This window comes from Pusillimonas sp. ANT_WB101 (genome assembly GCF_008369125.1).
In the GTDB taxonomy this organism is placed as follows: domain Bacteria; phylum Pseudomonadota; class Gammaproteobacteria; order Burkholderiales; family Burkholderiaceae_B; genus Allopusillimonas.
The window spans coordinates 180,189-199,087 of sequence record NZ_VOAY01000004.1 but is presented as its reverse complement, the minus strand read 5'-3'; the positions used below and the strand labels follow the sequence as shown (position 1 = coordinate 199,087).

The following is an 18,899-nucleotide window of genomic DNA, read 5'->3' as shown; positions in this document are numbered from 1 at the left end:
CCATGTGCGAGCAAACAGTATTTACGACCCATGTTGCCACCCGGCTTGTCAGCGCCAGCCTGGCCCTGCTCATGTGTTGTGCCGGGCCGGTTCGGGCACAGCCCATGGGCATTCCCAGCATGGGCGTTGCCTCGGCTGCAGAGCTTTCGCCTGAGGTCGAGCGCACGCTGGGCGACGCCATTATGGAGCAGGGTCGGCGTGACCCAACCTATATCACTGACCCAGACGTAAACCAGTATCTCACCAAGCTGGGGCGCAAACTGGCGGCAAATGCGCCGTCGGGCATAGGTCAAACCATTACCGTGTTTGCCGTACGCGATCCGCAGGTCAACGCGTTTGCTTTGCCCGGTGGTTATATCGGTATCAATACCGGGCTTATGGTGACGGCTAAAAACGAATCCGAACTGGCATCTGTTATTGCACATGAAATCGGCCATGTTGGGCAGCGACACATTGCACGTGGCATGACGCAAAGTGCACAGAGCAATCACCTGATGCTGGCGGCGCTCGCGGGTGCTTTGCTGGCGGCATTGTCGGGCAGTGGAGATCTGGCCATGGGGGTTGCTGCCTTCGGGCAGGCGGCAGCCGTTGATCGGCAGCTCGGGTTTTCACGTCAGGCCGAACAAGAGGCAGATCGAGTTGGCTTCGACATGCTCCGCAAAGCGGGGTTTGACCCACAAGGCATGGTGGAAATGTTCAATCAGCTGAGCAACGCATCACGGCTAAACGAAGGCAGGGGCGGTAACGTATACACCAGTACCCACCCGCTAACCCTACAGCGCATGTCTGACATACAAAACCGTTTGCGCGAAATGCCGCCGGTGGCTCACAAAGACTCCAATACATTTTGGTATGTCAGGGCAAAGATGCTGGTGCTTCAGGCTCGGGGTGGGCAAGCGCAGCGCAGTGCCCGCGAATCACTTGAGCGCAGCGCTCAAAGCGCGAAGGGTGTCGAGCAGTCAGCTGCCTGGTACGGCCTGGCCCTTGAGGCCTGGCAAAAAAAAGACGCGACAAGGGCGGGGCAGTTGCTGCAGAAAGCACGCGAAGGCGGGCATGAAGGTCCAGAGATTGCGAGTCTTGGTGTGGCCCTCGCACTCAGTGCGGGCGATGCCGCGCAGGCTTTGCTAGAAGCAGAGGCTGCCTGGCGCAAATGGCCTTCCAGTCAGGGGCTGGCGCTGGCACGGGTTGAAGCCATGCAGAAAGCAGGGCACGATCGTGATGCCGTGGCTTTATTGCAGATACTTGAAAAAAAATGGCCCGATCTGTCTTTGTTGTACAAGTTGCAGGCGCAGTCTTATGAGCGCATAGGCCAGCAGGTAGAGGCTCGGCGCAGTATGTCGGTTTTTTACGAGCTGACGGGTGCGCTGCCAGCAGCCGTCGAGCAGTTGCGCCAGGCTCGAGCCATGACCAAAGACTTCTATACGCAGTCAGAACTGGACGCCCGCATACGTATGCTTAAAGATAGGCTCGAGGCCGACCGGCAATTGCTCGAACGATTCAAGTCTTAATTGGCAAGACCGCCAAGTTAACGCGTCACTGTTGTCCTGTGCGCCAGCGCGCTAGCCATGCCTGCCAGAAGCAACCAACATTAATGCCAATAGCGAACCTGAATCATACATACGCACCCTTCAGGAGCGTGTCTCAAAAAAACGTGCAAGCCTGATTGGTAGCCAGTTGATGTTTGCCGGAAACCGCCCTGTTACAAAACCCACATGGCCGCCTTCTGAAGGTTGGTGCAGCAGCACCGAAGACGAACAGATTTTTGACCCTGGCAATGATGCCTCAGGTACAAACGGGTCGTTGCGTGCATTTAGCAGCAACGTGGGCGTGGCAATGCTATGCAGCAAGGGTTTGCTGGAGGCGCGTGTCCAGTAGTCAAGCGCATTTTTGTAGCCATGCATGGGGGCCGTGTACAGATCGTCGAACTCGTGCAGCGTGCGGGCCTGGTTGATACGGAATATGTCGACATTGCCCGGAAAGCGCTTGGCTTTTTCGCGCACCTTCACCTTCATGGTTTGCAGGAAATGGCGGCAGTAAACCCATTTACCCAACTGCGATTCTGAAAGTTGTCGGCCGCTGGCGACCAGGTCTAGCGGTACCGACACTGCCGCAGCAGCTTCCAGAGCCGGCGAGGCTTCTGCCTGTTCGCCCAGGTATTTGACCAGGGCGTTGCCACCTAATGATACGCCGACGGCATGCCAGTGGGCGTGTGGTACGCGCTGACGCACGGCATCAAGCATAAACCCGATTTCGGCCGAGTCGCCCGAGTGATAGGCGCGGGCCATTCGGTTGGGAAAGCCTGAACAACCCCGAAAATGCGCAATGGCAACCACCCAGCCGCGTGCCCGGAAATGCTGTGCGATGGCCTGGGCATAATGGCTGCGGCTGCTGCCTTCAAGCCCGTGAAACAGGATAAGGGCCGATGCATCTTGTGCTGCTGAAAGTGCCGGCCGGTCTTCGGGTTGCAGCCAGCGGTGGGCGGCAGTATGGCCTAATTGCGGATCAGGTACGCTGGCCTGCCCCCCTGCAAGCTTGTCAGGAAAAAGCCCGGGAGCCGTCCAGTCAATATCGACGAAGTCGCCGTCAGGCGTGTCGATGCGTTCGCGCACAAATGAAATACGATGATAGCGCGCTGTCAGGGCGCCATATATCGTCTGCAGATGGCCTCCGGGAAGCCAGGCAGGGGTGGGACAAGAAGAGGTATCAATCTGCGCAGTCACGAACCGCCCTAATGCAATGTGTCGGGGTGGTCTTGGAGGTCAAACAGGCCAGCCTCCCCCGGTGCGTGCGACGCATGGTGCAATACCATCTTCCAGCCTTTGCGGCCTTTCTGGAATATGTTGGTGACGTAGCAATGCGCTGAGCGCTGGCCTTGCGCGGTGCTGATCTGAATATGCTCAATCAAAACATGCACTGAGGTCATGACGCTAGTAATGATCATGGGCCTCAAGGGTTTGATGTGTACCGGACCGGTGGCAAAAATTTGCTGCCAGGCCGTATGCATGGCGCCGTGGCCCACGGTGCGCATGCCTCCCGGGTGTATACAGACGACGTCTTCATCATCGGCCCATACGCTCATCATCAGCGTAAGATCGGCTTGGCTGAGTGCATCGTAAAAGGCTTGTTCGGCTTCTTGAGGTGTGGTGAACATAGGCGAAGAGTTAGGGCAAGGGGTGCGGGTAACCCGCGTCAGGCCGGTTGCGGCAGGTTAATGCCCGAGTACTTTTTCGCCGTCTTTCAGTTGATACTTGGCGCCGCAATACGGGCACAGTGTCTGGCCTGTTTTGACAACCTCAATGTAGACACGCGGGTGCATGCTCCAGAGCGGGGCGTGCGGACCGGGACAGTACAGCGGCAGATCTTTGGCTTCGACGTAGATGATTTCGTCTTTGGGAACTGAGGGTGATGAAGCACTGCTCATGGGGGATCCTGGAGAAAACGGGATAGGGAAACGGGGTGGGGCAAAGCCTAAACCTTGGTAAGCCAATGATGATACTTGGCGTTTTTGCCATTAACGACATCAAAGAAGGCTTTTTGAATTTTTTCGGTGACTGGCCCACGACTGCCATTGCCAATAATGCGCCCATCGATATCGCGGATGGGCGTAACCTCGGCGGCGGTGCCGGTGAAGAAGGCTTCATCGGCAATATAGAGGTCGTCGCGGGTGAGACGGCGGCTTTGTACGCTGAGGCCCAGGTCGGCCGCCAGCGCGTGTATGGACGCACGCGTGATGCCAGTGAGTGCGCAGGAAATTTCGGGCTCGAACACCACGCCGTCGCGCACAATGAACAGGTTTTCGCCTGAGCCTTCAGCGACGAACCCGCTGGTGTCAAGCAGTATGGCTTCGTCGTAGCCGTGGTCCAGGGCTTCGGCGTTGGCGAGTATGGAGGTGGCGTATGTGCTGGCGACCTTGGCACGCGGCATGGTGGCATTGACGTGCTGTTTGGCAAACGACGAAATTTTGACGCGTATGCCCTGAGCCAAAGCCTCTTCACCCAGATAGGCGCCCCAGGGCCAGGCGGCGATAGCCACGTGCACTTTGGCACCTTTGGGCGATACGCCCATTTTTTCAGAGCCGTAGAACACCAGCGGACGGATGTAGCACGACTCAAGCTTGTTTTGACGTACGACCTCAAGTTGCGCCTGGTTGATCGCGTCTTGGTCGTATGGGATATCGATTTGATAGATATGGCAGGAGCTGAACAAGCGCCGCGTATGATCTTGCAGGCGGAAGATGGCCGTGCCGATGTCTGTGTTATACGCCCGCACACCCTCGAAGACGGAAAGGCCATAATGCAGGGAGTGGGTAAGGACGTGGGTGGTGGCTTCGCGCCACGGCACGAGTTTGCCGTCATACCAGATGATACCGTCGCGGTCAGACATGGACATAGAGCTCTCCCGAAGATGAGGCTTGATTGTACCAAGCGCAGGGACCTTACAATAGCCGCTTTTCTTGAGTGGGTTGTGTAGCGATGCAACTGTCGCGTTTTGTTTCGTGGTGGCCTGATTCTCCCCGGCGTCACAGCTTCGGCCATGGCTTGTCAGATGTACTGACTGCCTTGGTGGCCGTCGGTACCTGGGGCTTTGTCACGGGCATTGCCATGGTGAAGTCCGGGCTGACAGAAAGCATGGCCACCCTAATGACTGTCCTGGTGTACGCCGGCTCTGCGCAACTGACCTCGTTGCCGCTGATCGCCTCGTCTGAGCCATTGTGGCTTATCTTTCTTGCCGCCACAGTCGTCAATGTCCGTTTCATTATTTTCGGAGCGGCATTGCAGCCTTATTTCCGACATATGTCCTGGGGCAAGCGGTTGGGCCTGGGGTATATTTCCAGCGATATTTCGTTTGTGGTGTTTATGGCGCGCTATGGTGATAGCATCGCGCGTGGCACCCGAGAGCAATTGTGGTACTACCTGGGCATTGTTATTCCGGGCTGGTTGACCTGGAATCTGTCGTCAATGCTGGGTATTTACCTGGGCGGTTTCGTGCCCGAGGCCTGGTCACTTGACTTTGCAGCCGTGCTGGCTCTGCTGGCCATCATCATTCCGCTCGTCAAGACGCGACCCATGGTGATGTGTCTGTTGGTAGCGGGTTTTATCGCCTGGGTGGGGCAACCGTTACCGCTGCGGTTGGGGCTGGCGGGCGCAGTCGTTGGTGGGGTTGTTGCAGGCGTGTTTTCTGATTATCTAGTTCATCGTAAACAGAGGTCGGCATGATGGGTGCTTCTGACTACGATCTATATGTACTTGGGGCTATCGGCGTACTTACGCTGTGCAGCGTCATTACACGCACGGTGTACTTTCTGTTTGGCGACCGCGTGACGCTGTCGGATGGCGTACGCAGGGCTTTGCGCTATGCCCCAACGGCGGCGCTTATTGGTATTGTTGTGCCCGAAATCATGCCATGGCAGGCGGGTGTCGGGCCCGAATTCGACATTAGGCTACTTGCCGCTGTGGTGGCGGTGCTTGTGTTTTTGCGTACCCGCAGCACCGTGCTGGTTATTGTGAGTGGCATGGTCGCGCTTTGGGTTTTGCAGATGGTGGTGGGCTTGTTTTAAAATTTAGCAGCCCATTATGTTGCATTTACACAACATAATGGCATAATAAGTGCTGCTACCATCTTGCGAATACGTCATAAATATGTCAGGAAGTGCCTGCGGAGGGTAAAATAACCCGGTTACCCGCGCCACGCGCTGGATACTCCCGCGTTGGCCATAATCCATTTTCAATGACAAATACCATACAAACTCCTACCGATACACCAACTACTACGTTTGCCGACTTTGGCTTGCACCCCAGTATCTTGCAGGCTGTTTCCGAAACCGGCTATACCATTCCTACACCCATTCAGGCCCAGGCCATTCCAAAAGTCATCGACGGGCTCGATGTTATGGGTGCGGCGCAAACCGGAACGGGTAAAACGGCAGCCTTTACGCTTCCCATTTTGCACAGGTTAATGCATTTTGCCAGTGCCAGTGCGTCGCCTGCGCGGCACCCGGTTCGGGCGTTAATACTCACGCCTACCCGCGAACTGGCAGACCAGGTTGCCGAAAGCGTGGCCACCTACAGCAAACACACGCCATTGCGCTCTACGGTTGTGTTTGGTGGTGTTGATATCGGGCCGCAGCGCGATGCATTGCGTCGGGGGTGTGAGGTGTTAATCGCTACGCCAGGTCGTCTTCTTGATCACGTTGAGCAAAAAAACGTCAATTTGAGCCAGGTGGGTATTCTGGTTCTTGACGAAGCAGACCGCATGCTCGACATGGGCTTTATGCCGGATCTTGACCGCATTGTGCGTTTGTTGCCAACAAAGCGCCAGGGCCTGCTGTTCTCGGCCACATTCAGCAACGAGATCCGCAAACTGGGTCGTACGTTGCTCAATAATCCCGTCGAGATCGAAGTCGCCGCACGCAATGCAACCGCCGATACTGTCACGCAAATTGCTTATCCTCTGGCTGGCAGCCAGAAGCGTGCCGCTGTGGTACACCTTGTAAAGTCGCGTGGCTTCAACCAGGTAATTGTGTTTTCAAATACCAAGATCGGTACGGGCCGCCTCGCCCGCGAACTTGTGCGCGATGGCGTAAAAGCCGAGTCCATACACGGCGACAAAAGCCAGCGTGACCGTATGAAAGCGCTTGAGGCCTTCAAGGCCGGTGAGCTCGAAGTGCTGGTTGCCACAGATGTTGCCGCCCGCGGGCTGGACGTGGCGGGTGTGCCATGCGTCATCAATTACGATTTGCCCTACAACGCTGAAGATTACGTGCACCGTATAGGCCGTACGGGCCGTGCCGGAAACTCGGGTGAGGCCATTGCCTTTTTTGCGCCTGAAGAAGAGCGCTACTTGCTCGACATCGAAAAGCTGATCAAAACCACCATACCGCGTGGCAATTTGGTGCTTCCCAGCGTTGCACGCACGCCGCGACCAATTGGCCGCGAGCGTCACCATCAGAGTTCTGGCGCATCAACACAGCCGGCAGATGACTTTTTCTCCCGGCCTTATGTACCATCGGTGCCAGCAGCGGCTGCCGCCGAAACAGCAAGATCCCGGTCTTCCAATGGTAATGGCAAGAAATCAGTGGGCCTTTTACTAGGTGGTGGCCGATAGCAACGCCCTTAGTGGTCCAGGCCCCTGTTCTAAGGCAGGGGCTTTTTCATCAAAACGCTCGATCAGGCGCTCAAGGTGGCTGATGTGTGGCAACATCGCACCAAAAAATACATTGCCTCTCGAGCTCTGCATCAGTATCGTAGGAAAGTTTTCGACGTCCTCGTCATCGAGGAGTTCAGGGCTTTCTTCAATGTCTATCCAGGCAAAGGTGTGTTGTGGCCAGCGCGTGGCCAATGCGTCAAAGGATGGCCGATACTCGGTGCACGACCTGCACCATTGTGCGCAATAGCAAGCCACGATCAGACCACTGCTGGTCTCGAGTCGCGCGAGCAGCGCGTCGGCATTAAATTGCGGATCAAATACTGACATAAAGACAAATACCACCCGGTTTGATTATGATTGCTGTGTTGCATACGAAGGCTAATTGATGAGTGAATCTGAAATCGTCTCTCGAGACCCACGCCATGCCCCCACAGGGGTAGAGGCCGTCATTGTTGCGTTCAAGCGGGCTTTTTTAACCCAGTGCCATCCCAAGATGCTGGGCGCACTGCTGTTGCCCTTCGTCGTCGCCCTGCTTGGGGCCATTATATTGCTTTGGGCATTCTGGTCGCCGCTTACAAACTGGCTTGTTGCTGAAACGGCCAATTGGGACATGGTTAATTACGTTGACCAGTGGTTGGTCGGCATTGGTCTGTTCTCGATAAAAGTTTATATGGTCTCCATCATGGCGGCAGGCATTTTGCTACCCATGTCGGGCATACTTGGCCTCATCATCGCGGCTGTCGTGGTTATGCCGCTGGTACTCAAGCACATAGAAAAACGCGAGTACATCGGGCTCAAGCGCCAGGGGCAAATGCCTACTGCGGTCAGTGGATGGAATGCCATCTGGGTTGGGCTGTTGTTTGTTGTAGGCTGGTTGTTGACCATGCCGCTGTGGCTGGTGCCGCCGCTGGCGGTGCTGCTGCCAATCTTCTGGTGGGCGTTTGCCTTTACCCGCATGCTTAGTGTCGACGCCATCGTTGAGCACGCCAGCAGCGAAGAGCGACGTCTTATCTGGAAGCGCCACAAACGGCAGTTATGGCTTATTGGTGGCGTGCTTGCGCTTATTAATCTTTTCCCGCCAGCGTGGTTGGTGTTGCCGGTATTTTCCGCCCTGGTCTTCGCACATTTCAGCCTCGAAGCTTTGCGCCAGTTGCGCGCGCAACGAGTTATTGATGTCTGATCCCTTCATAGCAGGTTCTGCGATATGAGCTCTACTGATCTCCGCAAAGTGCGGCTAATTATCATCGGCGACGAAATTCTCTCCGGTCGGCGCCAGGACAAGCATTTTTCTACACTGGTGCAGTTGTTGTCCCAGCGCGGCATGCATCTGGGTGGTGCCGAGTTTATCTCCGATGAGCGAGCCACTATCGTGACCACGCTGAAGCGCAGCTTCGCCAGTGGCGATATTGTATTTTCGTGTGGTGGCATAGGTGCCACGCCTGACGATCAAACGCGTCAAGCGGCCGCCGAAGCGCTCGGGCTGCCTCTCGCGCTGCACCCTGATGCAGAGCGCCTCATCGCCGAGCGGTGTGCTGACAGCGCCCGTAAGGGGCAGGGCAGTGCCGACATGTTGTTGCCCGAAAACCAGCAACGCCTGCAAATGGGGGTGTTTCCTGTCGGTGCCGAGATTGTGCCCAACCCTTATAACAAGATTCCCGGCTTTTTTATCAAAGACCATACCTTTATGCCCGGTTTTCCGGTCATGGCCTGGCCCATGATGGAATGGACTCTCGACACCCGCTATGCCAACCAGCACCATCAGGTATCACGTGTAGAGCATTCGTTTCTGGCCTTCAGGCTACCTGAATCCCGCATTACACCAGCACTCGAAGAGCTTGAGCGTCGCTGGCCGGGTGTCAAGGCATTCAGCCTGCCCAGCATGGGCGATGGCGGGCATCCTCACATTGATCTGGGTGTAAAGGGTGAACCCGTTGCTGCCGCCGAGGCCTTGGCGTATTTACGGGAAGAGGTTTTACGGGTTGGTGGGCAGCTAAATCCTCCCGAAAAATAATGCTTGCTAATCCTGTTGAAAATTTCATAATATGGAATTGTTGCGCCGCATCACAATAAGCACAAAACCATGCCACGAACTACTTTACTAAGCGCTACCGCCAACGGGCTCGCGCCCGTTACTGATCTTCACATCACCATTCAGGTGCTTGAGCGCGCTATGCTGCTGCTCGATGTACTAGCCACGCGCCCTGACCCCATGGCTCTGAAAGATCTGGCGGCGGCCACGGGGCTGCACACGTCCACGACACACCGCATACTTAACGATCTGGTTGTGGGCCGTTATGTGGAGCGGGTAGATAGTGGTATGTATCAGCTGGGCATGCGACTGCTCGAACTGGGTTCTTTGGTAAAGGGCCGGCTTAATGTTCGTGAAGTGGCCATTGAGCACATGCGCGAATTGCACAAACTTACCGGCCAAACCGTCAACCTGTCGCTGCAGCAAGGCGACGAAATCGTTTATATCGAGCGCTCCTGGAGCGAGCGGTCGGGCATGCAAGTGGTGCGCGCCATCGGAGGCAGGGCACCTCTGCACCTTACGTCTACCGGTAAGCTTTTTCTGTCGGTGGTAGATCCCCGTCTGGTACGTGCCTACGCTACGCGTACAGGCCTGGCGGGCACGACGCGCAACAGCATCACACAGCTTGATCAACTCGAGCGCGACCTGGCGCTGGTAAGGCGTCACGGCTATTCACGCGATAACGAAGAGCTTGAACTAGGCGTGCGGTGTATTGCAGCGGGGGTCTATGACGACTCCGGCAAGTTGCAGGCCGGTTTGTCGCTTTCTGCTCCTGCCGAGCGTATGCGCGATGAATGGATACCCATATTGCTGCGTACAGCAGCCGCCATTTCCGAATCGCTGGGCTATGAGGCTGAGCAATAGCTATAAGCTAGGGGCAAGTGACTGCTGCATTGCCGCGCTGCCTGAGGGCCATGGGCGATCAATGAGGGCAACTCATTGCTTTAGCTTTTCATCAGATCTACTCGCTGCGTTGCTGCGATATTATTTTTTCATATAGTCCCTGCTGGTGTGTCGCAGCTCCCGGCTCGGGCAGGCATGCGTTTCTAAAATGCGACCTTGATCAGAGTGATCGGCAAGGCCATCGTCTTTTTTGGGCGACTAGCAAAGGCCTGCTATCAGGTAACCCGGTGCAGTGTTAAATACTCATTACAAAATCTTCAAGGCCGGATCACATCAAGCTTATCTGCAGGGTTTCGCCTCAAGCGGGGGGGGGGTTACGCTTGTTGGGTGGTACCAACAGGTATTTATTGCAATGCAGCATTTTTTCTTGACTTCGTTGTTTATTAAGGTAAACTTCTAATTGTGCATTGCAGCATCGAAGGTTTCTCAACACAGTTGTTAGGTGATTTGCTGGGCCTTCTTTATTTTTAAGCTTGAACTCTGTTCAACCATTTTGAATCCGCTTAGATAGCGGTTCCACCATAAGGAAATACCATGAGCGCGATCCCCCAACACGTAGCAGCCAGCCAGAAAGCAGTTCTTGATAACATGCTTGCAGTCCAAGGCACGCTTTTCGCTGGTTTCGAAAAACTTATCGATCTTAACCTCAAGGTCGTGAAAGCCACGCTTGACGAAGTTGCCGAAAAATCGCAGCAAGTCGTTCAGATCAAAGACGCACAAGACGCTGTTGCGTTTACGTCGGGCCTGGTTCAGCCTAACGCTGAAAAATCCTTGGCTTACAGCAAGCACGTTTACGACATTCTGTCGGGTGTGCAGGTTGATCTGTCCAAGCTGACCGAAGGTCAAATCGCCCAGGGCCAGCAGCAGGTTACCGAAGCCATTGATCAAATCGCCAAGAATGCCCCTACCGGCTCCGAAGGTGCTGTTGCACTGATGAAGTCGTCGGTGGCTACTGCCAACAACGCCTATGAGTCAGTCAGCAAGGCTGTACGCCAGGCTTCTGATGCAGCTGAGTCCAACATCAACGCAGCTACTGACGCTACGTTCAAAGCTGCTGCTGACGCCGCTGAAGCTGCTGCCAAAGCTGCTCCACGCGCTGCTGCTCGCAAGGCCTAATTAGGTTTTGTAGTCAGGCCAGTCTTTTTAGGGCTGGTTTGGGTTACAGCTAAAAGCCCACGGTTTATAAAACCGTGGGCTTTTTTGCATGCGCCCAGTATGAACTGACCCTGCAGAGGTGACGAGAAACTAGACACAACGCTACGAGAGAATGTTTAACGTCGTGTCCAGATTAAACCTTCTTCACCCGAGAGGTTGGGTCAGTGTCTAGTTTCTGGGGGTAGTTCGGCATGGGCGCACTTTTGGAGGTGAAAACCCTCCCGTAAGTTGATCGCAGCGAACGAAGTGAAGTGCAAGGCTCTACCTAAGTGCATTAACGCATTGTTGTACCAGTGCCGGGCCTTGATAGATAAGCCCGGTGTAAAGCTGCACGGCATTAGCACCTGCCGCGATTTTCTCCTGAGCCTGGCGGCCCGTGGCTATGCCGCCTACACCGATAATTGGGTAGCCGGCACCAAGTTGTTCGCGCAATCGGCTGATGACGGCCAACGATAGTGCATGAACGGGTGGCCCTGATAGCCCCCCTGCCTCGTTGGCGTAGGGCAGGCCTTGCACCGCGTCGCGAGCCAGCGTGGTATTAGTGGCGATGACGCCATCTATGCCATGCTGGGGCAGCAGGTTGGCGATGACATCAATTTCTTCGGTTGTTAGGTCGGGTGCGATCTTTATGGCCAGGGGTACGCGCCGCCCGTATTGATCTTCGAGCATTTTGCGTTTTTCTTGCAGGGGGGACAGCAATGCTGAAAGTGCGTCTCGTCCCTGGAGATTGCGCAAGTTGGCGGTGTTGGGTGATGAAATATTAACGGTGATGTAATCGGCGTGTGCATATACGCCTTCTAGCCCCAGCAGGTAGTCATCGACAGCATTATCGATCGGGGTGGCAGCATTTTTGCCAATATTGAGGCCGAGAATGCCGCCCTGGCTGCGCCATTGGCTTTTGCGTACATTGGCAATAAAGGCGTCAAGCCCGTGGTTGTTGAAGCCCATGCGGTTGATCAGGCACTGTGCCCGCGGTAGCCTGAACATGCGGGGGCGCGGGTTGCCAGGTTGTGCTTTTGGAGTAACTGTACCGACCTCGACAAAGCCAAAGCCCAGATTACCCAGTGCATCAATGTGCGCGCCGTTTTTATCAAGCCCGGCAGCCAGGCCTACGGGATTACGCAACGATAACCCCATTAGTGTGCAGGGCAGTTGGGGATGGGCGGCCAGCAAGCCGCGGGTCAGGCTGCAGTCGTAGGCTTTTTGCAGAGCTGATAGCGTAAGGTCGTGCGCCTTTTCTGCGTCCATGGAGAACAGCGCGGCGCGGGCCAGCGGATAACTATTAAATAAAAATGACATGCCTGAGGATACGGTAGGTTTAGTTTTTGTCGGCATCTTGCCAGCGGCCGTCATACAGCAATTGATAGGGCTGGAAGCGGGACTTGTACATCATTTTACGGCTTTGCTGTATCCAGTACCCCAGATAGAGCCATGGCAGACCCATGGCACGGCAACGGTCTATCTGCCAGAGTATGCCGTAGGTGCCTAGGCTGCCGGCAGCCTCAGGATCAAAAAAAGTGTACACCGACGACAGACCGGTATCGAGAATATCGACAATGGACACCATTTTTAGCTCGCCGGTGGGCTGACGAAACTCGATCAGGCGTGAGCTGACGCGACTGGTGAGTAAAAACTGCGTGTATTGGGCTCGACTGTCTTCATCCATGCCAGCGCCAGCATGACGTGCATGCTGGTAGTGTTCATAAAGTGCAAAATGTTCGTCATTCCAGTGCAGGGGCAAGTCGCGTGGCACCAGGTCGCTATGGTGGTTCCAGGACTTGCGTTGATTGCGTTTGGGATGAAAACGGGCAACATCAATGCGGACGGGTACGCACGCGTTGCAATGGTCGCAGTGCGGCCGATACGTGAACAGCCCGCTACGCCTGAACCCTTGTTCGACAAGTTTTGAGTACAGCTCGGCGTTAATAAGGTGTGTAGGCGCGGCCACCTGGGAGCGCGCTTCACGGCCCGGAATATAGCTGCAAGGGTAAACAGCCGTGGCATAAAACTGCAAGGTTTGCAGGCCCGGTTCGTTTAGTGTGGTCATGGCAGGCGCTCGGTTGTGCGTGGCTGATACAGCTGATTATGAGGTAGTTTGGCTCAGTGGCGCAAGCTCGCCAGAGTACAACAGCTGACCAGGCTTCCAGTCGGGAGACGGCTGGCTAAGTGCATGGGTAAGTAGCGCAAGAAATTGTCGTCGTGGTATGGGCCCTGCCCCAAGGCTTGCCAAATGCCGGGTCTGTTGCTGGCAGTCGATGTGCCTGATGCCCTGGGCCAACAGAAAACGCGTTAAATAGGCAAGTGCCAGCTTACTGGCATCGCTGACGTGGCTAAACATAGACTCGCCAAAAAAGAAGCGCCCCAGGCAAACGCCATAAAGGCCGCCGGCTAGTTTGCCGTCGATCCAGGTTTCAACACTATGTACGGCTCCCGCCTGATGCCAGGCGTAATAGGCCTGCTGAACATCGAGCGAGATCCAGGTGGCGCGTTGTGTGCCACGCGGGCCTGCGCAGGCCGCAATAACGCCCGGAAACGCCACATCTGTTGTAATGCGTACCCGAGCGTTTAAGGTGAGCTCCGTCTGGGCCATACTTTTTAGTTTTTTTGATAATGACCGCGAGACCTTGAAATGGTCACAGGCCAGCACCATGCGCGGGTCAGGGCTCCACCACAATATTGGGTCACCTTCGTTGTACCAGGGGAAAATGCCCTTGCTATAGGCTTCAGTAAGCCGGGGTACAGACAGGTCTGCGCCCGCCGCCAGAAGCCCTTCGGGCATCGCCAGGCCCGGATCAGGGAAAGGCATATGGTCATCAAGCCAGGTAAGACCAGTCACAACTGCTCCAGACTACTTTGGATACGGATCGGGAATCTCATAATAGCGTATAGGGAATGTGCCCGATTTGCGATCAGCCACGTAATGCTCGAGCGTTGATTTTATGGTGCGAAACGCCAGCTCGTCCCAGGGTATTTCATCTTCTCGAAAAAAACGTGCCTCAAGGCTTTCGGGCCCAGGGTAAAGGTCTTCACTGAGTACGTTGGCAAAGTAAAAAAAGTGCACCTGCTCGGCATGCGGTACATCAATAATCGTATATAAAGGCCCGAGCTCTATTTGTGCGCCTGCTTCTTCCTGGGTTTCGCGCATGGCGCCTTGTGCCGTGGTTTCGCCCAGCTCCATGAAGCCGGCCGGCAGCGTCCATTTGTTGTAGCGCGGCTCGATGGCGCGCCGGCACAGCAGGATTTTGTCGCCCCACACGGGCAGCACCCCCACCACATTGCGGGGGTTTTGGTAATGAACGGCCCCGCAATGCTCGCAGACATCGCGTTCGCGGTTGTCGTCGGGAGGAATAAGCCGGGTAAGCCGTTCTCCGCACTGGCTGCAAAATTGTTGTGCGCGTGGCGCTGGAAAATAAAGTGTTGGGGCGTGCGGTGTCATGTCTGCAGATTTTACTCAAGGCGCCGAGATCATGGTTGTGGGGCAAGACGCAAACAATACGGCATGTCTTGGGCTATGGTTAAGGTTGTGGGTTGCGCTGAAAACCCAGTGTGGCGGCAATGTCTGCGTTTGGGCAGCGTTGCAGCAGGGTTTCGCCAGATTGCGCGTCGCCATGAAAGCTGTTGGTAACGACAAAGGGGCCTGTGGCGTCGGGTGTGCGCTCCAGGCGATCAAGCAGCGAGATATTGTCTTCTGTGATCAGCAAGGTTAATACCGCTTCCAGATCGCGTCCGCTGATCACGCCTGGGCCGTGTTCGGTTTGAGCAAACAGGCTGCCCTCATCGGCAAGCAACCATTGGCGCACATGAGTGACCTGAAGGCCGTTATGGGTAGTTAGCTGCAGCGTGCCTTGCGTGTCGGTGGTGGTATGCAAAATATAGGGGGCCGTGTCGAGCCGCACAAAGACCCTCTGTGGACCATTTTGGAAATACCAGCGGCCTTGCGCGTCACCTTCGTAGTTTTTGTTGATGAAATTGAGAATGGTGTGACTGGAAATGGGCTCACCAGGGCTCGGTAAGAGGCTGCGGTCGGCAAGATGCGCCAGCGCGTCGGCATTGGGGTGCAGACGCCATTTTCCCTGATGGGTTAGCGACAGCCAGCCAAACACATGAGGCACATCGGGCCATCGTGCCATGGCGGCCAGAACTTGTTCATCCACAGATAACCTCTCTTTAGCTCAGTGTATCAAGTATAGAAGAGTTGCCCGGCCGCAAGAAAAAATTGTAGGAAATGGGCTGAAACGGGGTGTGTGAGCAGCATATAAACGGCTTTCAGCTTATGGTAAACCCTAGATTGTTCCCCAAAAGCGGTGTTCTCGTTGACATGAGTTATAGTGCAAATTAATATTTGGTCCGGTTGGTCAGACCATAAAAATCGGGTTGCGCCGTGTTTATCGCGATCAGGTATTTTGCAGGCCAAAGGGTTGTTTTAGATACCCACCGCTATTAAATTCCAGGCATTTCAGTCTGACGTCAATCCCAAGGAGACTTTTTTGAACTGCTCCATATCCAGCAACGGAACCTTCCGTTCCTGCGCGTCCACCTTCATATCGGAGGTGACATGTCTTTAAGTATTCTTGCGCTGCTCGCGTTTTCTCCAATACTGCTGGCCGCTGTTTTGCTGGTTGCACTGCGCTGGCCAGCCTCGCGTGCCATGCCGTTGGTATACCTGCTTTCGGTGCTGGTAGCGCTTTATGCCTGGGACATGAGCCTGAACCGGGTTATTGCCTCCACGCTTCAAGGTCTGATCGTCACTGCGGGTGTGCTGTGGATTATCTACGGTGCCATTCTGGTGCTGAACACGCTCAAGTACTCAGGCGGCATGACGGCCATACGCTCTGGCTTCATCGCGCTTAGCCCTGATCGCCGCATTCAGGCCATCATTATTGCCTGGCTTTTTGGTTGCTTTATTGAAGGCGCCTCGGGCTTTGGTACACCTGCTGCCATTGTTGCGCCGTTATTGGTAGGCCTGGGCTTTCCGGCCATGGCGGCCGTCATGCTGGGCATGATGGTGCAAAGTACGCCGGTATCGTTTGGTGCTGTGGGTACACCGATGATCATCGGTATCAACAGTGGGCTTGATACCGCAAGTATTACCGAGCGTCTGGTTGCGGTGGGTAGCAACTGGCCCGAGTACTTCCGCCTGATCGTATCTGAAGTGGCTATTATTCATGCCATTACAGGCACGATCATGCCCGTGTTAATGGTGCTTATGCTTACCCGGTTCTTTGGTAAAGAAAAGCGCTGGCGCGATGCCTTCCCCGCTATTCCATTCGCTATTTTTGCGGGCTTCTGCTTTACCATTCCTTATATGCTTACGGGTATCATTTTGGGCCCGGAGTTTCCGTCTATGCTGGGCGGTCTGGTCGGCCTGTCGATAGTTACCATCGCGGCAAAAAAAGGTTTTCTTGTACCCAAAACTACTTGGGACTTTGCCGACGCCAAAGACTGGCCTTCCGAGTGGCTGGGTACGGTTGAAATCAAGATTGAAGACATGACTAACCGGGCCATGAGCGGTGTTAGGGCCTGGATGCCTTATGTGCTCGTGGCGTTGCTTCTGATCATCAGCCGCACCGTGCCGGTTGTTGGCAGTGCCATGAAGTCTGTGGTGATCGCATTCAAAAACATCATGGGCGAGGCTGGAGTCAGTGGTGACTTTATGCCGTTGTATCTGCCGGGTGGCATTCTGGTTATTGCCGTGCTGGCTACGTACTTTATCCATCACATGAAGCCACGTGAGCTTGGTGCTGCGTTTTCAGAGTCAACCAAGGTGTTGCTGGGGGCCGGCTTTGTGCTGATCTTTACCATTCCCATGGTGCGTATTCTGATCAACTCGGGTGTTAACGCCAGTGGTCTGGCCAGCATGCCTATTGTCATGGCGCAGTGGATGGCTGATACCGTGGGCCAGGTTTACCCGGCTTTTGCTCCTACCGTAGGTGCGTTGGGTGCGTTCATTGCAGGGTCGAATACTGTCAGCAATATGATGCTCAGTCAGTTCCAGTTTGGTGTGGCCGAACATCTTGCCGTTTCCAGTGCATTGATTGTTGCCGTACAGGCCGTTGGTGCAGCAGCGGGTAATATGGTTGCCATTCATAATGTCGTCGCGGCATCGGCCACGGTAGGCTTTCTGGGTCGCGAAGGTGCAGTGCTGCGCAAAACCATCTGGCCAACGTTGTATTACTTAGTCATTGTGGGTTTGATCGCCATGATTGGGGTGCATGTCTTGGGTATTACTGATCCGCTCATGGCAAAGTAAGTACTATCGGCTTACACAAGAAAAAGACGATCCTGGCGCCATGTGGCTGCCATGGTCTGCTTAAAAAGGCTGGGTTCTTAACACAGAACCCAGCCTTTTTCTCGTTGCGCCCGGTGTTCGCTGCTCCTAAGAGGTTGGGCGCAGCGAACGTATTGAAGCACAATTAAATGAGGGTGACCGAGTGTGGGAAGGAAGCGTCGAGTACAAGCTGCGAGCCGCTGGGCAAGAGTCGGATAGAAAGTGCTGCCAAGCAGGGCGATCAGGCCGATAACCGCGAAGCTCTTGTGATCAAGGCGGCGTGGCTTACACCCGGCCAGTCTGCAAGGTGAGCGGTGTGGTAATCAGGTTTGCAGCCGCATTCCATTCGTGTTGGTAAAGCGAAATCTAAAAAAGAACTCAAAGATAGGCTTGGCAACAGATCAAGAGGGGCTCAGTGCCGCAGGAGGTTGCGGCGCTGATGACGTGAGGCCAATGCGCTGGTTAAATTTGCCCCTGCTGGGCCGCGTTGTGGCGTTGGTACAGGGTGCGCACATAGCCCAGATGAAGCTCCGCAGCCTGGCGAGCGCCTTCGGTATCTCGGTGCATGATGCTGTCGAAAATGGCCTGATGCTGGTCAAGCAACTGTAGCTCGACATTGTGATCGTAGTTGACCAGTCTGTGAGCGCTGCGCATGGATTCTTGCAGCAAGCCGTGCAGGCCATTCATGACATGAATGATGGCAAAGTTGTGTGTAGCCTGGGCGATCGACATATGAAAGCGTGCGTCGAGGCTTGCAATGGTGCCGTGCTCAGGGCGCAGGGTGTGGTCGCGCAGTGCCTCGAATGCCTGACGTATATTGTCAAGATCGCTTTCGGTGGCGCGTTGGGTTGCAAGTTCGGTGGCGCGTGACTCAAGCGCAAGGCGCAGCTCAAGCACGTCAATACAGGCGCTTGGGCGCTGCAACACCAACTCGGTAAGTGGGTTGGACACCATCTGGGTGGTGAGGTTTGCAACAACAAACCCACCGCGACCTTCAGAGGCAATATAGTGGTCGGCTTCTAGTCGCACCAGCGCTTCGCGCAGAGATGCCCGCGAAACACTGAGGCGCGCGGCAAGTTCGCGCTCTGCTGGCAATCGATCACCTGGGCTTAACTCGCCTTTCGCGATAAGCGCCTTGATCTGGTCTGAAACCACGTCGGATAGCCGGACGCGAGTATAGGACTGCACAGGTTCAAACGCCATATGACACGCCTGCCTTGGCTCTGGGGGTACCGCTATAAGTATGGAGGCGCGACTCGGAATCGAACCGGGGTACACGGATTTGCAATCCGCTGCATAACCACTCTGCCATCGCGCCGCAGACAAGAAATATTGGAAAGGGAAGCGCAGCGGCTTCCCTTATTTGGGCTTTGGCCCGAGCAAACTGCCCATCGAGCC

General features: G+C 55.2%; 20 protein-coding genes and 1 tRNA gene. 9 read left to right on the top strand and 12 right to left on the bottom strand.

The window, feature by feature from the left end:
• Nucleotides 1–2 precede the first annotated feature (2 nt).
• On the top strand, nucleotides 3–1,508 hold the full coding sequence (locus FQ179_RS17080) for a M48 family metalloprotease (RefSeq protein ID WP_255475043.1): 1,506 nt from the start codon (nucleotides 3–5) through the stop codon (nucleotides 1,506–1,508).
• A gap of 120 nt (nucleotides 1,509–1,628) precedes the next feature.
• Here the strand turns inward: FQ179_RS17080 and FQ179_RS17075 are convergent, their stop codons facing one another.
• The 4 genes from FQ179_RS17075 to FQ179_RS17060 are packed head-to-tail and all read right to left on the bottom strand — an operon-like array spanning nucleotide 1,629 to nucleotide 4,389.
• Nucleotides 1,629–2,720: a YheT family hydrolase gene (locus FQ179_RS17075; RefSeq protein ID WP_149398527.1), complete on the bottom strand. Its 1,092-nt coding sequence runs from the start codon at nucleotides 2,718–2,720 to the stop codon at nucleotides 1,629–1,631.
• Between the two features lie 8 nt (nucleotides 2,721–2,728).
• Nucleotides 2,729–3,151 carry a nuclear transport factor 2 family protein gene (locus FQ179_RS17070; protein ID WP_149398526.1) on the bottom strand — a complete coding sequence of 141 codons (423 nt, stop codon included), beginning with the start codon at nucleotides 3,149–3,151 and terminating at the stop codon, nucleotides 2,729–2,731.
• A 57-nt stretch (nucleotides 3,152–3,208) separates the two neighbouring features.
• Nucleotides 3,209–3,421, bottom strand: coding sequence for a zinc-finger domain-containing protein (locus FQ179_RS17065; protein ID WP_149398525.1), 213 nt, complete (start codon nucleotides 3,419–3,421; stop codon nucleotides 3,209–3,211).
• Between the two features lie 47 nt (nucleotides 3,422–3,468).
• The gene (locus tag FQ179_RS17060) at nucleotides 3,469–4,389 is read right to left on the bottom strand and encodes a branched-chain amino acid transaminase (protein ID WP_149398524.1); all 921 of its coding nucleotides are present in this window, start codon (nucleotides 4,387–4,389) and stop codon (nucleotides 3,469–3,471) included.
• A gap of 83 nt (nucleotides 4,390–4,472) precedes the next feature.
• Between FQ179_RS17060 and FQ179_RS17055 the strand changes: the two genes are divergently transcribed.
• From FQ179_RS17055 to FQ179_RS17045, 3 genes are all read left to right on the top strand, one after another.
• A complete protein-coding gene (locus FQ179_RS17055) occupies nucleotides 4,473–5,216 on the top strand; it encodes an AzlC family ABC transporter permease (protein ID WP_149398523.1) in 744 nt (247 codons plus the stop codon).
• Nucleotides 5,213–5,557 (top strand): AzlD domain-containing protein, encoded by a 345-nt coding sequence (locus FQ179_RS17050; protein ID WP_149398522.1) that lies wholly within the window; start codon nucleotides 5,213–5,215, stop codon nucleotides 5,555–5,557. Before FQ179_RS17055 ends, FQ179_RS17050 begins: the two co-directional genes overlap by 4 nt.
• Before the next feature lie 170 nt (nucleotides 5,558–5,727).
• Entirely contained in the window at nucleotides 5,728–7,104 is a 1,377-nt protein-coding gene (locus tag FQ179_RS17045; protein ID WP_149398521.1) for a DEAD/DEAH box helicase, read from the top strand.
• Here the strand turns inward: FQ179_RS17045 and FQ179_RS17040 are convergent.
• A complete protein-coding gene (locus FQ179_RS17040; RefSeq protein WP_149398520.1) occupies nucleotides 7,087–7,473 on the bottom strand; it encodes a thioredoxin family protein in 387 nt (128 codons plus the stop codon). The genes FQ179_RS17045 and FQ179_RS17040 overlap by 18 nt on opposite strands.
• 58 nt (nucleotides 7,474–7,531) lie before the next feature.
• Between FQ179_RS17040 and FQ179_RS17035 the strand changes: the two genes are divergently transcribed.
• The 4 genes from FQ179_RS17035 to phaP all read left to right on the top strand — a co-directional run bounded on the left by FQ179_RS17035 (nucleotide 7,532) and on the right by phaP (nucleotide 11,194).
• On the top strand, nucleotides 7,532–8,326 hold the full coding sequence (locus FQ179_RS17035) for an EI24 domain-containing protein (protein ID WP_149398519.1): 795 nt from the start codon (nucleotides 7,532–7,534) through the stop codon (nucleotides 8,324–8,326).
• A gap of 24 nt (nucleotides 8,327–8,350) precedes the next feature.
• On the top strand, nucleotides 8,351–9,157 hold the full coding sequence (locus FQ179_RS17030) for a molybdopterin-binding protein (protein ID WP_149398518.1): 807 nt from the start codon (nucleotides 8,351–8,353) through the stop codon (nucleotides 9,155–9,157).
• A gap of 69 nt (nucleotides 9,158–9,226) precedes the next feature.
• Complete coding sequence (locus tag FQ179_RS17025; RefSeq protein ID WP_149398517.1) at nucleotides 9,227–10,039, top strand: IclR family transcriptional regulator; 813 nt, start codon at nucleotides 9,227–9,229, stop codon at nucleotides 10,037–10,039.
• A gap of 573 nt (nucleotides 10,040–10,612) precedes the next feature.
• The gene (gene phaP, locus FQ179_RS17020) at nucleotides 10,613–11,194 is read left to right on the top strand and encodes a TIGR01841 family phasin (protein WP_149398516.1); all 582 of its coding nucleotides are present in this window, start codon (nucleotides 10,613–10,615) and stop codon (nucleotides 11,192–11,194) included.
• A gap of 300 nt (nucleotides 11,195–11,494) precedes the next feature.
• Here the strand turns inward: phaP and FQ179_RS17015 are convergent, their stop codons facing one another.
• The 5 genes from FQ179_RS17015 to FQ179_RS16995 form a co-directional block, all read right to left on the bottom strand.
• A complete protein-coding gene (locus FQ179_RS17015) occupies nucleotides 11,495–12,532 on the bottom strand; it encodes a quinone-dependent dihydroorotate dehydrogenase (protein ID WP_149398515.1) in 1,038 nt (345 codons plus the stop codon).
• A gap of 19 nt (nucleotides 12,533–12,551) precedes the next feature.
• Nucleotides 12,552–13,280, bottom strand: coding sequence for an arginyltransferase (locus FQ179_RS17010; RefSeq protein ID WP_149398514.1), 729 nt, complete (start codon nucleotides 13,278–13,280; stop codon nucleotides 12,552–12,554).
• 36 nt (nucleotides 13,281–13,316) lie between these two features.
• Nucleotides 13,317–14,039 (bottom strand): leucyl/phenylalanyl-tRNA--protein transferase, encoded by a 723-nt coding sequence (gene aat / locus FQ179_RS17005; protein WP_223146293.1) that lies wholly within the window; start codon nucleotides 14,037–14,039, stop codon nucleotides 13,317–13,319.
• A gap of 42 nt (nucleotides 14,040–14,081) precedes the next feature.
• Nucleotides 14,082–14,669 (bottom strand): NUDIX hydrolase, encoded by a 588-nt coding sequence (locus FQ179_RS17000; RefSeq protein ID WP_149398512.1) that lies wholly within the window; start codon nucleotides 14,667–14,669, stop codon nucleotides 14,082–14,084.
• 79 nt (nucleotides 14,670–14,748) lie between these two features.
• The gene (locus tag FQ179_RS16995; protein WP_149398511.1) at nucleotides 14,749–15,387 is read right to left on the bottom strand and encodes a DUF2946 family protein; all 639 of its coding nucleotides are present in this window, start codon (nucleotides 15,385–15,387) and stop codon (nucleotides 14,749–14,751) included.
• 401 nt (nucleotides 15,388–15,788) lie between these two features.
• On the opposite strand from FQ179_RS16995, the gene FQ179_RS16990 reads away from it, so the two are divergent.
• Nucleotides 15,789–17,483, top strand: coding sequence for an L-lactate permease (locus FQ179_RS16990; protein ID WP_149398510.1), 1,695 nt, complete (start codon nucleotides 15,789–15,791; stop codon nucleotides 17,481–17,483).
• Nucleotides 17,484–17,963: 480 nt separating this feature from the next.
• On the opposite strand, the gene FQ179_RS16985 is transcribed toward FQ179_RS16990, so the two are convergent.
• Nucleotides 17,964–18,704, bottom strand: a complete 741-nt coding sequence (locus tag FQ179_RS16985; RefSeq protein ID WP_149398509.1) for a FadR/GntR family transcriptional regulator — start codon at nucleotides 18,702–18,704, stop codon at nucleotides 17,964–17,966.
• Between the two features lie 41 nt (nucleotides 18,705–18,745).
• Nucleotides 18,746–18,819 (bottom strand) — tRNA-Cys (locus tag FQ179_RS16980).
• Between the last annotated feature and the right edge of the window lie 80 nt (nucleotides 18,820–18,899).

Bases quoted from the DNA above. Each gene is read 5' to 3' on its own strand.
- FQ179_RS17080 (WP_255475043.1), top strand. From the start codon at position 3: ATGTGCGAGCAAACAGTATTTACGACCCATGTTGCCACCCGGCTTGTC.
- FQ179_RS17070 (WP_149398526.1), bottom strand. From the start codon at position 3,151: ATGTTCACCACACCTCAAGAAGCCGAACAAGCCTTTTACGATGCACTC.
- FQ179_RS17065 (WP_149398525.1), bottom strand. From the start codon at position 3,421: ATGAGCAGTGCTTCATCACCCTCAGTTCCCAAAGACGAAATCATCTAC.
- FQ179_RS17060 (WP_149398524.1), bottom strand. From the start codon at position 4,389: ATGTCCATGTCTGACCGCGACGGTATCATCTGGTATGACGGCAAACTC.
- FQ179_RS17055 (WP_149398523.1), top strand. From the start codon at position 4,473: ATGCAACTGTCGCGTTTTGTTTCGTGGTGGCCTGATTCTCCCCGGCGT.
- FQ179_RS17050 (WP_149398522.1), top strand. From the start codon at position 5,213: ATGATGGGTGCTTCTGACTACGATCTATATGTACTTGGGGCTATCGGC.
- FQ179_RS17045 (WP_149398521.1), top strand. From the start codon at position 5,728: ATGACAAATACCATACAAACTCCTACCGATACACCAACTACTACGTTT.
- FQ179_RS17040 (WP_149398520.1), bottom strand. From the start codon at position 7,473: ATGTCAGTATTTGATCCGCAATTTAATGCCGACGCGCTGCTCGCGCGA.
- FQ179_RS17035 (WP_149398519.1), top strand. From the start codon at position 7,532: ATGAGTGAATCTGAAATCGTCTCTCGAGACCCACGCCATGCCCCCACA.
- FQ179_RS17030 (WP_149398518.1), top strand. From the start codon at position 8,351: ATGAGCTCTACTGATCTCCGCAAAGTGCGGCTAATTATCATCGGCGAC.
- FQ179_RS17025 (WP_149398517.1), top strand. From the start codon at position 9,227: ATGCCACGAACTACTTTACTAAGCGCTACCGCCAACGGGCTCGCGCCC.
- phaP (WP_149398516.1), top strand. From the start codon at position 10,613: ATGAGCGCGATCCCCCAACACGTAGCAGCCAGCCAGAAAGCAGTTCTT.
- FQ179_RS17015 (WP_149398515.1), bottom strand. From the start codon at position 12,532: ATGTCATTTTTATTTAATAGTTATCCGCTGGCCCGCGCCGCGCTGTTC.
- FQ179_RS17010 (WP_149398514.1), bottom strand. From the start codon at position 13,280: ATGACCACACTAAACGAACCGGGCCTGCAAACCTTGCAGTTTTATGCC.
- aat (WP_223146293.1), bottom strand. From the start codon at position 14,039: ATGCCTTTCCCTGATCCGGGCCTGGCGATGCCCGAAGGGCTTCTGGCG.
- FQ179_RS17000 (WP_149398512.1), bottom strand. From the start codon at position 14,669: ATGACACCGCACGCCCCAACACTTTATTTTCCAGCGCCACGCGCACAA.
- FQ179_RS16990 (WP_149398510.1), top strand. From the start codon at position 15,789: ATGTCTTTAAGTATTCTTGCGCTGCTCGCGTTTTCTCCAATACTGCTG.
- FQ179_RS16985 (WP_149398509.1), bottom strand. From the start codon at position 18,704: ATGGCGTTTGAACCTGTGCAGTCCTATACTCGCGTCCGGCTATCCGAC.